Source organism: Pseudoxanthomonas sp. LH2527, assembly GCF_022539275.1.
Classification (GTDB): domain Bacteria; phylum Pseudomonadota; class Gammaproteobacteria; order Xanthomonadales; family Xanthomonadaceae; genus Pseudoxanthomonas_A.
The window spans coordinates 91,432-105,307 of record NZ_JAKZBW010000010.1; the positions used below are offsets into that span (position 1 = coordinate 91,432).

A 13,876-nucleotide genomic window follows, 5' to 3' on the forward strand; every position below is an offset into this window, starting at 1 on the left:
GACCGTATGAAAGGATGCCCAAGTCCCCTATCCCTTGCGCTCAGCCTCAGAACGCGTTGATGCCCGTCAGTTCGCGGCCGATCACCAGCTGGTGCACGGTCTCCGTGCCTTCGTAGGTGATCACCGATTCCAGATTCAGTGCGTGGCGAATGGCGGCGTGCTCGGTGGTGATGCCGGCGCCGCCCAGCAGGTCGCGGCATTCGCGCGCGATGTCGATGGCCATGCGGCAGTTGTTCCACTTCGCCAGCGACACCTGCGCCGGCGCCATGGTGCCGGCGTCCTTCAGGCGGCCCAGTTGCAGCGACAGCAGCTGCGCCAGGGTGATGCGGCGCGCCATCTCGGCCATCTTGATCTGCGCACTCTGGGTGGCGGCGACGGGACGGTCGAACAGGATCCGTTCCTTGGTGTAGCCCAACACCTCATCGAGGCAGGCGATGGCGGCGCCGATGGGACCCCAGGTGATGCCGTAACGCGCCTGCGTCAGGCAGCCCAGCGGACCCTTCAGTCCCTTGACGTTGGGCAGGCGGCTGCTGTCGGGCAGGCGCACGTTGTCGAAGAACAGCGCGCTGGTCACCGACGCGCGCAGGCTCATCTTGTGCTTGATCTCCTGGGCGGTGAAACCCGGCGTGCCCTTCTCGATCAGGAAGCCCTGGATACCGTCGTCGGTCTGCGCCCAGACGATGGCGATGTCGGCCAGGTTGCCGTTGGTGATCCACATCTTGGAGCCGTTGATGACCCAGTCGTCGCCGTCGCGGCGCGCGGTGGTCTTCATGTTGGCCGGGTCGGAACCGCCGTGCGGCTCGGTCAGGCCGAAGCAGCCGATGACCTTGCCCGCGGCCATGTCGGGCAACCAGCGCTGGCGCTGTTCCTCGCTGCCGTAGGCATAGATGGGATACATGCACAGCGAGGACTGCACGCTGACGAAGCTGCGGATGCCGCTGTCGCCGCGTTCGAGTTCCTGGCAGATCAGGCCGTAGCTGACCGCATTGAGGCCGGCGCAGCCGTACTTCTCGGGCAGCGAGGAACCGAGCAGGCCGAGTTCGGCGATCTCCGGCACCAGCTCCTTCGGAAAGCGGGCCTGGTCGAAGGCGTCGCCGATGATGGGACGCACGCGTTCGTCGGTGAAGCGGGCCACCGCGTCCTGCACGGCGCGCTCCTCTTCGCTCAGGAGGGAACGGACATCGAATAGGTCATACGGGTTCAGGGCCATTGCGCTTCAACCGGCAGGAGTCATTCACCGCATTGTATGCGGTGGCCCTCGGCGCCGGTAAGCGCCAGTACGCACAGCAAAGGCCGGCGAAATGCCGGCCTTTGCGGGGTGCCACGTTGAAACGCAGGCCGTTGCCGGCCGGCGATCAGCCCTGGTCGGGGGCGTCCACGCTGGCGGTCTGCGTCACCACCTGGCCATCGATCACCGGCAGGCGCTCACCCGGCTTCTGGTCCAAGCGGATGGTCTTGTCCTGGCCTTCGAAGCGATAGGTCACGTCGTAACCGATCACCTTGTCGGTGGTGCCCAGCGCGATGCGGGTGCCCGGCTTGCTGTCCATGCGCATTGTACCGGTGCTGCCGTCCGGGTTGCGGTAGGTGACGTTGTAGCCGGTCACGCGCGAGGACTCCGACGTCGCGTTTTCGGTATGGCACTGGCGCTCGGTGCGGTTGACCACCCGGCCGCCGACGTGGCGCTTGTCGACCTGGTTGCCAATGGCGCCACCGGCCACCGCGCCGGCCACCGTGGCCGCCTTCTTGCCGCTGCCGCCGCCCACCTGGTTGCCCAGCAGGCCACCGATCACCGCGCCGGCCACCGTGCCGCCGACGTTGCCGTCGCGCTCGGCCAGGCGTTCCTGCACCACCACGTCCTCGCAGACTTCGCGCGGCGTGCTGGTGGTGGTGGTCTCGCGGACCGGTTCGGTGCCGATCACCGTGGCGTACAGCTTTTCGGAGCTGGTGACCGGATCAGCCTTCACCACCGTGGCGTACTGCAGCGTACCCATCGGGATTTCGTTGTCGGTCGCCGCCGCATCATCCGCGACCAGCGCGCCATCTGCTGCCGTGACCAGGCCGTTCTGGTCGGCCGGGCTCTTGTCGCCGCCCTTGAGGAAGGCGGCCGTGGCCACACCGCCCACCAGCAGCGCGCCGACGGCGACCAGGATCGTAGTGGTATTGCTCTTCATCGCTGCCTCCATGTCGGGGCGGTCCCCGATTCATCTTGGCCATCATTGCACCATTGCCAACCTGAACAAAGCACCCGCGAAGACCCACGAAAACGAACAAAAAATGAACGCTTCGGCGACATGTCGATCATGCTAGCGTGCCGATATTCCACCCTGCGGAGAGTGAGCACCGTCATGCCAAACCCCCTGTTGCTGCCACTGCTCGACTGGGCGCGAAAGCTGCGTTACCCCACGTTGTTCAAGATCACCGCCGCCCTGTTTGCGGTCACGCTGTTCCTGCCTGATCCGTTTCCGTTCGTGGATGAAATCCTGTTCGGCCTGGGCACGCTGCTGCTGGCCAACTGGAAGCGTCGCAAGGACCCGCCGCCGGCCATCGAACCGTCCCAGCGCTGAAACATGCTGGTCGACAGCCACAGTCATTTCGATGCGCCGGAGTTCGACCCCGACCGCGCAGCTGCGCTGGCGCGCGCACGGGCCGCAGGCGTCACCCGGCAGGTCGTACCCGCCGTGTCGGCTGCGAGCTGGCCCAAGCTCCGCGATGTCTGCGCCCAGGACTCCGGCCTGTTTCCCGCCTACGGGCTGCATCCCATGTTCCTGGCGGACCACCGGCCGGAGCACCTGGAAGAACTGCGCGCCTGGATCGAACGGGAGCGGCCGGTGGCGGTTGGCGAATGCGGGCTGGACTACTTCGTCGACGGCCTGGACCGCGACCGACAGCACGCCTACTTCGACGGCCAACTGCAGCTGGCGCGCGAGTTCGATCTTCCGCTGATCGTGCACGCCCGACGCGCGGTGGATGCCGTGATCGCCGCCATCAAGCGCGCAGGCGGCCTGCGCGGCGTGGTGCACAGTTTTTCCGGCAGTCCGGAGCAGGCGCGCCAGTTGTGGGACCTGGGCTTCCTGATAGGCCTCGGCGGGCCCGTCACCTACGAACGCGCAAACCGCCTGCGCACGCTCGCGCGCACGATGCCGCTCGAATTCCTACTGCTGGAAACGGATGCGCCCGACCAACCGGATGCTGGCATCCGCGGACAACGCAACGAGCCGTCCAGACTCCCCGTGATACGCGACGTGATCGCGGAACTCCGCGGTGTCTCGCCGGACGAGATCGCACGGGTCACGACGCGCAACGCCGAGCAGTTGTTCACGCTGCCGGCGGACTGACCCCCGCTCTCGGCGGCTTGGCCAGCAGTTCCAGCGCCTTGCCCACCATCGCGAACGCGAATGCGCCGGTGATGTGGGTGGCGGCCCCCAGTCCGACGCCGCAATCCAGCTTCAATGCCGCGTCCGCGCCGAGCTGCGGGCGCAGGCCGCAGACGCTGCCATCGGCTTGCGGATACTTGACGTTTTCCAGCGAATAGACGGCCTGCACGCCGAAGTAGCGGTCCTTGTTCTTCGGGAAGTTGAACTCCGCACGCAACTTCTTGCGCACCAGCGCCAGCAGCGCGTCGTGCTCGGTGCGGGAGAGGTCGCGCAGGCGGATCTGGGTGGGGTCGGTACGGCCGCCGGCCGATCCCGACACCACGATCGGCAGCTTGCGGCGCCGGCACCAGGCGATCATCTCGACCTTGACGCGGAAACTGTCGCAGGCATCCAGCACCAGATCGAACCCGCGATCCAGCAGGTCCGACATGTTGGCGGGAGTGAGGAACTGCGGCACCACCTCGACGTCGGACAGCGGATTGATCGCGCGGCAGCGCTCGGCCATCGCCTCGGCCTTGTTGCGTCCGTAGAGGCCTTCCAGGGCGGGCAATTGGCGGTTGGTGTTGGACACGCAGATGTCGTCGGCATCGATCAGGGTCAGATGGCCGACGCCCGAACGCGCCAGCGCCTCCACCACCCACGATCCGACGCCGCCCATCCCCACCACGGCAACACGTGAGGCGGCATGGCGCTCCACCGTGCCCACGCCATACAGACGATCGATGCCGGCGAACCGGTCCCTGAGTTCTTTCTTCATGGCACCAGTGTAAGCCGTGGCGCAAACCGTGACGGCCGTCGTACCATCACTGCGTCATCCACAAGGAGCCCGCCGCATGGCCAGCCAGCCCGAGACCAAGAAGCCTTCCGCCGCTTCGCGTTACCTGTTCCTGTTCCTGATCGGCCTGGTGGTGGGCGCCATCTGCACGGTGATGGCGCTGCGCGCCATCCAGGCGAAGCAGGACCGGTTCCCCGGCAGCGTGATGCAGGTGATGGCCAAGCATTCCGGGTTGTTGGCCGACAAGGTGAAGCAGAACCGCTGCGCCGCCACCGACACCATTCCGCATGTGCGCACGTTGCGGGCGATGGCGAACGATCTGGAGATGGCGTTTCCCGGGATCGCGGACGACCAGCGGTTCAAGACCCACACCAGCCAGTTCCGTGCGGATCTCGATGCCGCCCTGAGCGCGCCGCCGACCGACTGCGCCGCCGCCGGTGCGCTGGTCGAAAAAGTGGGAGCGGACTGCAAGGCCTGTCATCAGGACTTCCGCGGATAGGACGCGGCGCGCGACTGAATCGCACCTGACATCCGGGCCGCGCAAGCGGCCCGATTGTCATCATGTTCACGCCCGCCTGTGGAGCATGCGCGACGAAGCGCTGCCCGGTACCGGCAGCCCCACCACCCACAGGAGGCACCCATGAACATGCGTCTGCTCGCCATCGGCCTGACCGCCACCGTCGCCCTCGCCGGCTGCGCCAGCACTTCTCCCGGCTACGGCAACAGCGGCTACGGCGGCGGCTACAACAGCGCACCGGCCAACCGCTATTGCGCCGACTGCGGCATCGTCGAGCGCATCGACGTGGTGCCGTCCGGCCGCACGGCGCCGTCGGCCACCGGCGCGGTGCTGGGCGGCATCGTCGGTGCCGTCGCCGGCCGCCAGATCTCGGATCGCACCGGCGGCAGCGAAGGCAACAAGAATGTCTCCACCGTGGCCGGTGCCGTCGCCGGCGCGGCGGCAGGCAACGCCATCCAGAACCGCACCACCGGCGACACCTACAACGTCACCGTCCGCATGGACGATGGCCGGCGGGTGACGATCAGCCAGCGCGACCTGGGCGGCGTACGCGAGAACACCTACGTCCGCGTCCAGAACGGGCGCGTGGTGATCCGCTGATCGCATCCACCTTTTCCAGCGCAAAGAAAAAGCCCGGCGTCAGCCGGGCTTTTTCATGGGAGCACGCGCCGGGGCGCGGTTCGGCGATTTCGACTCAGACCGGCTGCACGGCATCGGCCTGCAGGCCCTTCTGGCCCTGCACGACGGTGAAGCTGACCTTTTGGCCTTCCTTCAGGCTCTTGAAGCCCTGGGTCTGGATGGCGCGGAAATGCACGAACACGTCTTCACCATTCTCGCGGCTGATGAAGCCGAAGCCCTTGGCATCGTTGAACCATTTGACGGTTCCGGTTTCACGATCAGACATCTACTTGCTCCTTGAAACGGGTGGTGGATACGCCTGCTGGGCGGCTGGTTGCAAGGAGGAAGCGAGGTACAAGGATGCAGCGGATCATGGATCTACCCCATCAGGCCACGATTCACGGTGACCTTGGCAACGGCAGCGGCCGCACAGTAACCCGGCATTTGGCAAAATGCAAACGCTTGAACGGAAAAGTCAAGCCCCCGGCAACCCATTGATTCACGAGGAGATTTGATTGGACATCCAGATGCTCTATTACGCCCTGGCGGTGGTGTTGATCCTGGTGGGCATCGCCGGGGTGGTGTTGCCGGCCCTGCCCGGCCTGCCGCTGGTGTTCGCGGGCATGCTGCTGGCCGCCTGGGCCGGCGACTTCCAGCAGATCGGCTGGGTGACGCTGGTGATGCTGGGCCTGCTGACCGCGCTGTCGTTCGCCGCGGACATCTTCTCCACGGCCATCGGGGCGCAGCGCGTCGGCGCCAGCCGCAAGGCGCTGTGGGGCACGGTGATCGGCACGTTCGCCGGCCTGTTCTTCATGCCCATCGGCCTGCTGGCGGGCCCCTTCGTCGGTGCGCTGCTCGGCGAGCTGTGGCACGGGCGTGAACTGCGGCAGGCGACCAAGGTGGGCCTGGGAACCTGGCTGGGCATCGTGCTGGGCGTGGTGCTGAAGCTGGGCCTGACCTTCGCGATGGTCGGCCTGTTCGTGTTCGCCTGGATCTTCTGAGCGCGCCTGCACGCGCGCCATCCCGCCCGACTGGCAGAATGTCGCCCTCCCCCGACCGAGTCCCCGCATGATGCAACGCACCCGACTGCTGCCGCTGGTCATCGGCGTCACCGTTTCCTTCGCCAGCCAGGCGCAGGAGAGTCCGCCCGCTGCGGCATCGGCCGAAGCCTGCTTGCTGCTGGAAAACGATGCCGCGCGCCTGGCCTGCTACGACAGCGCGCTGGGGCGAACGGCCGCCGACACCCGTCGCGCCGACCAGGAGGCACTGGCGGCGAAGGAGGCCGAAGCCGAAGCCCGCGCCAAGGCGCGCGCCGACGCCCGCGCCGAAGCCGACGCGGCCAAGGCGGCCGACTTGCCGTTGAGCGAGCGCGCACGCCGTCGCATGGGGGTCTGGTTCCGCGTCGATGACGCGACCGAGGCCGACCTGATCGCCAACGCCGGCCGCGGCTCGCTGCTCGACAGCCGCTGGGAGCTGGCCAAGGACTCCAAGCTGGGCGTGTTCCAGCTGCGTGCGTACAAGCCGATGTACCTGCTGCCGGCGTTCTGGACCAGCCAGGTCAACGAGACCCCGTCGTCCCCCAATCCGGACAACACGGTCACCGAAGCGCAGGAACTGCAGGACATCGAAGCCAAGTTCCAGCTGAGCTTCAAGACCAAGTTCGCGGAGAACGTGTTCGGCGACAACGGCGACATCTGGGGCGCCTACACCCAGAGCTCGCGCTGGCAGGTCTACAACGGCGAGGAATCGCGCCCGTTCCGCGAGACCAACTACGAGCCGGAAGTGATGCTGGTGTTCCGCAACAACTACAGCATCGCCGGCTGGAAGGGACGGATGGCCGGCATCGGCATCAACCACCAGTCCAACGGCCGCAGCGACCCGCTGTCGCGCAGCTGGAACCGCGTCATCGCCACCATCGGCCTGGACCGCGACAACTGGGCCTTCGTGGTGCGCCCCTGGTACCGCGTGCCGGACGGCAACGACGACGACAATCCCGATATCGAGAATTACATCGGCCGCGGCGACGCGATGCTGACCTACGCGCGCGACGGCCACATCTTCACGGTGCTCGGCCGGCATTCGCTGCGGGGCGGCGATGAATCGCATGGCGCGCTGCAACTGGACTACGGCTTCCCGATCAACCGCGCGTTCCGCGGCCATGTGCAGGTGTTCCATGGCTACGGCGAGAGCCTGATCGACTACAACCATAAAGCCACCTATGTGGGCCTGGGCATCTCGCTGCTGGACTGGTACTGATGGACGCGGTGACGATCTACCACAACCCCGCCTGCGGCACCTCGCGCAATACGCTGGGACTGATCCGCAACGCCGGTATCGAGCCGCAGCTGATCGAGTACCTGCAGTCGCCGCCGGACCGCGCCACGTTGCGGTCGCTGATCGATGCCATGCAGGTCCCCGTGCGCGACGTCGTCCGCGCGAAGGAACCGCTCTACGCCGAACTCCACCTGGCCGATGCCGGTGACGACGCGCTGGTCGACGCGATGCTGGCGCATCCGGTGCTGATCAACCGGCCGATCGTGGTGACCGCACGGGGCACGAAACTGTGCCGTCCTTCCGAAGCCGTGCTGGACATCCTGCCGCAGCCGCAACGCGGGGCCTTCAACAAGGAAGATGGCGAAGCGGTCATCGATGCGGCCGGAAACCGCATCCGCTGACGTAATATCCCGCGCAGGAATCCACATCGCCTGCCAGGGAAGCACCATGTCACGCCAGCGCCGTTCGTTCTTCGCGTACTCCTCCGCCCTGCTCGGGCTGCTCAGCCTGCTGGCCGTGGCCTGCTTCCACTTCCCGGAGCTGCTCACCAGCAAGGAATTCCGCGCGGCCTATAACGAGCAGTTCGCCCGCCACCTGCTGCTGGTCGGACTGGCGGCCGCGTTCGCGATGGGTACCTGGGCGATCCTGCGCGACCGCAACAAGCGCATCGCGCTGGTCGGCGTGGGCAGTGCCACGCTGGCCGTATTGTTCGGCGGCACCAACGTGCAGTTCGACGCCATCGGCAAGACGCCATATTCGCTGGGCCTGGACTGGTTCGTCATCTCGCTGTTCTTCTCGGCGCTGGTGTTCGTGCCGCTTGAGCATTACCTGGGCAAGCGCCGCATCTCGCCGCTGCGGCCCGGCTGGCGCACCGACGTCACCTACTTCTTCATGAGCCACATGCTGGTGCAGTTCATCCTGATCCTGGTGACCGCATCCACCTCGACCATCGCAGGGCTGGCGGCGTTCCCCGCGTTGAAGAATGCGATCCAGTCGCTGCCGGTATGGGTGCAGTTCCTGATCGCGGTGTTCGTGGCCGACCTGGCGCAAGCGCTGCTGCACCGCGCGTACCACAACATTCCGTGGCTCTGGCGCTTCCATGCCGTGCACCACTCCAGCCGCGAGATGGACTGGCTGGCCGGCTCGCGCATCCATATCGTCGAGATCGTGCTGACGCGCAGCGCGGTGCTGCTGCCGCTGCTGGTGCTGGGCTTCTCGACGCCGGCGGTGAACGCGTACGTGATCCTGGTCGGCCTGCAGGCCGTGCTGGCGCACGCCAACCTGGGCATCCGCTTCGGCTGGCTGGAGTACCTGCTGGTGCTGCCGCGCTACCACCACTGGCACCACGCACGCCACAAGGACTATCTGGACGTGAACTACGCCATCCACCTGCCGCTGGTGGACATGCTGATGGGCACGTTCAAGCTGCCGCCGAAGCAGGAAGACTGGCCGGAGGAATACGGCGTGATGAAACTGGAGACCGTGCCGCGCGGCATCGTGCGCCAGCACCTGATGCCGTTCCAGGGTGGGCGGAAGTTCGACGAGTACGTGGACTGAGCGACCGCGGTGGCCGGGTGTGGGAGCGACTTGTAGGAGCGACGTGAGTCGCGACCGCGCGGCCGAACTGGCGGGAACTTCACCTCGTGCGGTGCATGGCGAATGCTCGGCTGTTGACCATGCATGCAACTCATTCAAGCTTCTCGGTCGCGACTCACGTCGCTCCTACAGAGAGCGGCGTTCGTTTACGTCCAGTCCGTCAGCCCCTCGCGGGCATAGACTTCCCTGAAGCTCGGCAGCGCCTTCATGCGCTGGGCATGGGCGTGCAGCACCGGCCAGGTGTCGGTCGGTTTGGGCATGTTGCGCGACCAGCGCATCAGCATGGTCAGCAGGAAGTCTGCGGCGCTGCGCTGCGTGCCCAGCAGGTAGGGGCCGTGCGCCTCCAGATGATCGGCGACCTGACCCCACGCCTTTTCCAGCCTCGCCCGCGCATGCTGCTGCGACGCCTCGATGTTGGCCGCGCCGGCGACCTCGTCCGGGTAGAACCACGCGCGATAGGCCGGCATCAGCGTGTTGGCGCAGAACAGCATCCAGCGGTAGTACTGCGCACGCTGCGTGGTGGCCACGGCCGGTGCCAGCTCCGCGCGCGGATGCGTGTCGGCCAGATGCATCAGGATCGCGGCGGTTTCAGTGATCACCTGCCCGTCCATCACCAGCGTGGGGACCACGCCGGCGGGATTGAGCTTCAGGTAATCCTCGGATTTCTGGTCGCGCTTGTCGAAGTCCAGCTCGTGCAGCTCATGCGGAATGCCGAGTTCGATCAGCAACCAGTGCACGACCAGGCTGGCGGTGCTGCGGGAGTAGTAGAGCGTGGTGGACATGCACGGACCTCTTGCGGTTTGAGCCCCTCTCCCTTCGGGAGAGGGGTTGGGGTGAGGGCGACGAAAGTCCGAATGGTTTGAGCACCCTGACTCCGCCTCACCCTCATCCGCCCTACGGGCACCCCGTATCAAGTACGGGGCAGGCTCTTCTCCCGCAGGGAGAAGGGAACAGCGTTACGCCACCACCACCGGAATCTTCCCGATCCGCGCCTGCCATTCCTTCGGGCCGGTGTTGTGCACCGAGGTGCCCTGCGAGTCGACGGCCACCGTCACCGGCATGTCCTGCACGGTGAACTCGTAGATCGCCTCCATGCCCAGGTCGGCGAAACCGACGACCTTCGCCGCCTTGATCGCCTTCGACACCAGGTACGCTGCGCCACCGACCGCCATCAGGTAGGCCGACTGGTGCTTGCGGATCGCCTCGATCGCGGCCGGGCCGCGCTCGGCCTTGCCGACCATGCCCAGCAGGCCGGTCTGCGCCAGCACCTGCTCGGTGAACTTGTCCATGCGGGTGGCGGTGGTCGGGCCGGCGGGGCCGACGACTTCATCGCGCACCGGATCGACCGGGCCGACGTAGTAGATGAACTTGCCCCGCAGATCGACGGGCAGTTGTTCGCCGCGATTCAACATCTCGACCATGCGCTTGTGCGCGGCATCGCGGCCGGTCAGCAGCTTGCCGTTGAGCAGCAGCACTTCGCCCGGCTTCCAGCTGGCCACGTCCTCGCGGGTCAGCGTGTCGAGATCGACGCGACGGCCCTTGGAGGCGTCGTAGGTCAGCTCCGGCCAGTCTTCCAGCGACGGTGGGTCCAGCATCACCGGGCCGCTGCCGTCGAGGGTGAAGTGCGCATGGCGGGTGGCGGCGCAGTTCGGGATCATCGCCACCGGCAGGTTGGCCGCGTGGGTCGGATAGTCCTTGACCTTGATGTCGAGCACGGTGGTCAGGCCACCCAGGCCCTGCGCGCCGATGCCGAGCGCGTTGACCTTCTCGTACAGCTCCAGCCGCAGTTCTTCGGCACGGTTGCTGGCGCCGCGGGCTTGCAGTTCGGTGATGTCGATCGGCTCCATCAGCGATTCCTTGGCCAGCAGCATCGCCTTCTCGGCGGTGCCTCCGATGCCGATGCCGAGCATGCCCGGCGGGCACCAGCCGGCGCCCATGGTCGGCACGGTCTTGAGCACCCAGTCGACGATGGAATCGGAGGGATTGAGCATGGCGAACTTCGACTTCGCCTCGGAACCGCCGCCCTTCGCGGCGACGATCACGTCCACGGTGTTGCCCGGCACGACCTTGACGTTGACCACGCCCGGCGTGTTGTCCTTCGTGTTGGTGCGCTTGCCGGCCGGGTCGGCCAGCACGCTGGCGCGCAGCTTGTTGTCCGGGTGGTTGTAGGCACGGCGCACGCCTTCGTGGACCATGTCTTCCACGCCCATCGTGGCGTCGTCCCAGCGCACGTCCATGCCGATCTCGAGGAAGACGGTGACGATGCCGGTGTCCTGGCAGATCGGGCGATGGCCCTCGGCACACATGCGCGAATTGATCAGGATCTGCGCGATGGCGTCCTTCGCCGCCGGCGATTCCTCGCGCTCGTAGGCGGCGGCCAGGCTCTTGATGTAATCGACGGGATGGTAGTAGCTGATGTACTGCAGGCCATCGGCGATGGACTGGATGAGGTCTTCCTGCTTGATCGAGGTCATGGGACGTAGAGCCGGGGCTGCCGGTGGGGTCGCGGGCGGAAGCCGCCATTTTAGGCCAAAGTGACCCCTCGCCCGGCTGTCACGCCACGTCGCCCTGCCCCGTCCTTGGTCGCATGAACGCCGCCAACACCTTTGAAGCCCATCGCGGCCGCCTGTTCGGGCTGTCCTACCGCCTGCTGGGCAGCCGCAGCGACGCCGAAGACGTGGTCCAGGACACCTGGCTGCGCTGGCAGCAGGCCGACAGGACCGGCATCCGCGACCCGGAAGCCTGGCTGGTCACCGCCGCCACCCGCCTGGGCATCGACCGCCTGCGCGCCGCCCGCGTGCAGCGCGAGCACTACACCGGCCCTTGGCTGCCTGCGCCCTCGGAGATCGACGACTCCCCCACGCCGGAACGGTCCGCCGAAGTCGCCGAGCAGGTGTCGCTGGCCTTCCTTGCCGTGCTGGAGCGGCTGGGCCCGGAAGAGCGCGCGGCCTTCCTGCTGAAGGAAGCCTTCGATTACGACTACGCACAGATCGCCCCGCTGCTGGGACAGAGCGAAGCGAACTGCCGGCAGATGGTCCATCGCGCCCGCGAACGCGTGCAGGCGGGCCGCCCGCGCTTCGAGGTGGCGCCGGAACACCATCGCCAGCTGCTCGAGCGCTTCATGCGCGCTGCGCAACGCGGCGACCAGCCGGCGATCACGGCGCTGCTGAGCGAAGACGCGCGGCTGGTGTCCGATGGCGGCGGCAAGGCGCTGGCGGTGACGCGCCCGCTGCTGGGTGCGGTGCGCATCGCCCGCCTGTTCTGGGCCGCCTACCGCCGCCACGACCCCGCCATCACGTGGCGCATGGGTACGGTCAACGGCGAGCCGGCGATCCTGCGGTACCGCGACGGCGTGCTGGTCGCGGTAATGGTGGCGGTGAGCGATGGCGAGCGCATCAGCGAGCTGTTCACGGTCGCCAATCCCGACAAGCTGGGTACGGCTGTCACGGCGAAGGACGGTGGCGCGTCCTGGTAGCGAAGGTGGCCATCGTGGCCGCCATTGAGGCACTGCCATGAGCATGAAGTTCCATCGCGTCGACTATCCGAAGCACGTCCCCGACGCCTTCCGCAGCCTGTATGCCACCAGCACCGCCGTGCACAACGGCACGCTAGGCAAGGAATTCCTCGAACTGATCTTCCTGCGCGTCTCGCAGATCAACGGCTGCGCCTACTGCATGGACATGCACGGCGGCGCGCTGCGCAAGGCCGGGGTGGAGCCGCGCAAGCTGGACACGCTGGCCGGCTGGCGCGACAGCCGTTTCTTCGACGCCCGCGAAGGCGTTGCGCTGGCCTGGGCCGAACAGCTGACCACCCTGCCGGCGGGCGCACCGGCCGACGCCACCTACGATGCGCTGAAAACGCACTTCGACGAGGCCGGCATTGCCGAACTGACCATGGCCGTGGCCACGATCAACGCCTGGAACCGCCTGGGCGTGGGCATGCAGCCCATCCTGCCCTGACCGCGCCGCCCTCGCAGGCCTGCCATGCCGGCGGCACAATGCCGGCATGGATACCCTTGTCCTCATCCTCGACCTGGTGGGCACCTTCGTGTTCGCGCTCAGCGGCGCCACGCTCGGCGTGCGCCGCCGCCTGGACATCTTCGGCGTGCTGGTGCTGTCGTTCATTGCTGCAACCGCCGGCGGCATCACCCGCGACCTGCTGATCGGGGCGACGCCGCCGGCTGCGCTCAGCGACTGGCGCTACCCGGTGACCTCGCTGGCGGCCGGCATCGTGACGTTCTTCCGCGCCCCGCTGATCGAAAAGCTGCACCACCCCGTGCGCATGTTCGATGCGATGGGGCTGGCGCTGTTCGCCGTGGCCGGCACGCAGAAAGCGCTGGAATACGGCATCTGGCCGCCGATGGCCGCCGGCATGGGCATGCTGACGGGCATCGGCGGCGGCATCGCCCGCGACCTGCTGCTGGCACAGGTGCCGCTGGTGCTGCGCGCCGAGCTGTATGCGGTCGCGGCGCTGGCCGGTGCACTGGTGGTGGCGCTGGGCCACTGGCTGTCGCTGCCGGCGCTGCCCTGCGCGCTGGTCGGCGCGGGGCTGTGCTTCGGCCTGCGGATGATGGCGGTGACCTACGGCTGGCACCTGCCGGTCGCCCTGCAGTCCGGCGGCGAGGGCGAGCCGCCCGGGCCGTTGCAGTGACCGGGCGGACAGGCCGCGGCTGCGCCGAAGCGTGCCTGCCGCCCGTCGAGCCGAGCCGCCCAAGCGGACCGA

The 13,876-nt window shown here is 67.2% G+C and carries 17 protein-coding genes; 11 read left to right on the plus strand and 6 right to left on the minus strand.

Annotated features, from left to right (window positions below):
• Nucleotides 1–46: 46 nt before the first annotated feature.
• Nucleotides 47–1,210, minus strand: coding sequence for an acyl-CoA dehydrogenase family protein (locus tag MMG85_RS07870; protein WP_055944135.1), 1,164 nt, complete (start codon nucleotides 1,208–1,210; stop codon nucleotides 47–49).
• A gap of 145 nt (nucleotides 1,211–1,355) precedes the next feature.
• Nucleotides 1,356–2,171: a glycine zipper 2TM domain-containing protein gene (locus MMG85_RS07875; RefSeq protein WP_277399783.1), complete on the minus strand. Its 816-nt coding sequence runs from the start codon at nucleotides 2,169–2,171 to the stop codon at nucleotides 1,356–1,358.
• Nucleotides 2,172–2,345: 174 nt separating this feature from the next.
• Between MMG85_RS07875 and MMG85_RS07880 the strand changes: the two genes are divergently transcribed.
• The gene (locus MMG85_RS07880; protein WP_055944132.1) at nucleotides 2,346–2,564 is read left to right on the plus strand and encodes a DUF6116 family protein; all 219 of its coding nucleotides are present in this window, start codon (nucleotides 2,346–2,348) and stop codon (nucleotides 2,562–2,564) included.
• 3 nt (nucleotides 2,565–2,567) lie between these two features.
• On the plus strand, nucleotides 2,568–3,335 hold the full coding sequence (locus MMG85_RS07885) for a TatD family hydrolase (RefSeq protein WP_241045544.1): 768 nt from the start codon (nucleotides 2,568–2,570) through the stop codon (nucleotides 3,333–3,335).
• On the opposite strand, the gene MMG85_RS07890 is transcribed toward MMG85_RS07885, so the two are convergent.
• Nucleotides 3,316–4,131: a tRNA threonylcarbamoyladenosine dehydratase gene (locus tag MMG85_RS07890; protein WP_241045545.1), complete on the minus strand. Its 816-nt coding sequence runs from the start codon at nucleotides 4,129–4,131 to the stop codon at nucleotides 3,316–3,318. The two genes, MMG85_RS07885 and MMG85_RS07890, sit on opposite strands and share 20 nt — an antisense overlap.
• A gap of 76 nt (nucleotides 4,132–4,207) precedes the next feature.
• On the opposite strand from MMG85_RS07890, the gene MMG85_RS07895 reads away from it, so the two are divergent.
• Together MMG85_RS07895 and MMG85_RS07900 are read left to right on the plus strand one after the other, a co-directional pair.
• Complete coding sequence (locus MMG85_RS07895; RefSeq protein ID WP_055944120.1) at nucleotides 4,208–4,648, plus strand: cytochrome c; 441 nt, start codon at nucleotides 4,208–4,210, stop codon at nucleotides 4,646–4,648.
• Between the two features lie 141 nt (nucleotides 4,649–4,789).
• Complete coding sequence (locus tag MMG85_RS07900) at nucleotides 4,790–5,266, plus strand: glycine zipper 2TM domain-containing protein (protein ID WP_055944117.1); 477 nt, start codon at nucleotides 4,790–4,792, stop codon at nucleotides 5,264–5,266.
• A 94-nt stretch (nucleotides 5,267–5,360) separates the two neighbouring features.
• On the opposite strand, the gene MMG85_RS07905 is transcribed toward MMG85_RS07900, so the two are convergent.
• Nucleotides 5,361–5,570 (minus strand): cold-shock protein, encoded by a 210-nt coding sequence (locus MMG85_RS07905; RefSeq protein ID WP_055944114.1) that lies wholly within the window; start codon nucleotides 5,568–5,570, stop codon nucleotides 5,361–5,363.
• A 229-nt stretch (nucleotides 5,571–5,799) separates the two neighbouring features.
• On the opposite strand from MMG85_RS07905, the gene MMG85_RS07910 reads away from it, so the two are divergent.
• The 4 genes from MMG85_RS07910 to MMG85_RS07925 all read left to right on the plus strand — a co-directional run bounded on the left by MMG85_RS07910 (nucleotide 5,800) and on the right by MMG85_RS07925 (nucleotide 9,115).
• Nucleotides 5,800–6,285 (plus strand): DUF456 domain-containing protein, encoded by a 486-nt coding sequence (locus tag MMG85_RS07910; RefSeq protein WP_241045546.1) that lies wholly within the window; start codon nucleotides 5,800–5,802, stop codon nucleotides 6,283–6,285.
• A 70-nt stretch (nucleotides 6,286–6,355) separates the two neighbouring features.
• Nucleotides 6,356–7,540 (plus strand): phospholipase A, encoded by a 1,185-nt coding sequence (locus MMG85_RS07915; RefSeq protein ID WP_241045566.1) that lies wholly within the window; start codon nucleotides 6,356–6,358, stop codon nucleotides 7,538–7,540.
• Complete coding sequence (gene arsC / locus MMG85_RS07920; RefSeq protein WP_241045547.1) at nucleotides 7,540–7,959, plus strand: arsenate reductase (glutaredoxin); 420 nt, start codon at nucleotides 7,540–7,542, stop codon at nucleotides 7,957–7,959. Before MMG85_RS07915 ends, arsC begins: the two co-directional genes overlap by 1 nt.
• Nucleotides 7,960–8,005: 46 nt before the next feature.
• Nucleotides 8,006–9,115 (plus strand): sterol desaturase family protein, encoded by a 1,110-nt coding sequence (locus MMG85_RS07925; protein ID WP_241045548.1) that lies wholly within the window; start codon nucleotides 8,006–8,008, stop codon nucleotides 9,113–9,115.
• A gap of 185 nt (nucleotides 9,116–9,300) precedes the next feature.
• On the opposite strand, the gene MMG85_RS07930 is transcribed toward MMG85_RS07925, so the two are convergent.
• Together MMG85_RS07930 and MMG85_RS07935 are read right to left on the minus strand one after the other, a co-directional pair.
• Complete coding sequence (locus MMG85_RS07930; protein WP_241045549.1) at nucleotides 9,301–9,936, minus strand: glutathione S-transferase family protein; 636 nt, start codon at nucleotides 9,934–9,936, stop codon at nucleotides 9,301–9,303.
• 174 nt (nucleotides 9,937–10,110) lie between these two features.
• On the minus strand, nucleotides 10,111–11,628 hold the full coding sequence (locus MMG85_RS07935) for a fumarate hydratase (protein WP_241045550.1): 1,518 nt from the start codon (nucleotides 11,626–11,628) through the stop codon (nucleotides 10,111–10,113).
• 113 nt (nucleotides 11,629–11,741) lie between these two features.
• Here MMG85_RS07935 and MMG85_RS07940 point away from each other — a divergent pair, with 113 nt between their 5' ends.
• Genes MMG85_RS07940 through MMG85_RS07950 form a run of 3 tightly spaced genes read left to right on the plus strand, consistent with a single transcriptional unit; the run spans nucleotide 11,742 to nucleotide 13,804 of the window.
• On the plus strand, nucleotides 11,742–12,629 hold the full coding sequence (locus MMG85_RS07940; protein WP_241045551.1) for an RNA polymerase sigma-70 factor: 888 nt from the start codon (nucleotides 11,742–11,744) through the stop codon (nucleotides 12,627–12,629).
• Between the two features lie 43 nt (nucleotides 12,630–12,672).
• The gene (locus MMG85_RS07945) at nucleotides 12,673–13,113 is read left to right on the plus strand and encodes a carboxymuconolactone decarboxylase family protein (RefSeq protein ID WP_241045567.1); all 441 of its coding nucleotides are present in this window, start codon (nucleotides 12,673–12,675) and stop codon (nucleotides 13,111–13,113) included.
• Nucleotides 13,114–13,159: 46 nt separating this feature from the next.
• Nucleotides 13,160–13,804 (plus strand): trimeric intracellular cation channel family protein, encoded by a 645-nt coding sequence (locus MMG85_RS07950; RefSeq protein ID WP_055944090.1) that lies wholly within the window; start codon nucleotides 13,160–13,162, stop codon nucleotides 13,802–13,804.
• The last annotated feature ends 72 nt before the right edge of the window (nucleotides 13,805–13,876 follow it).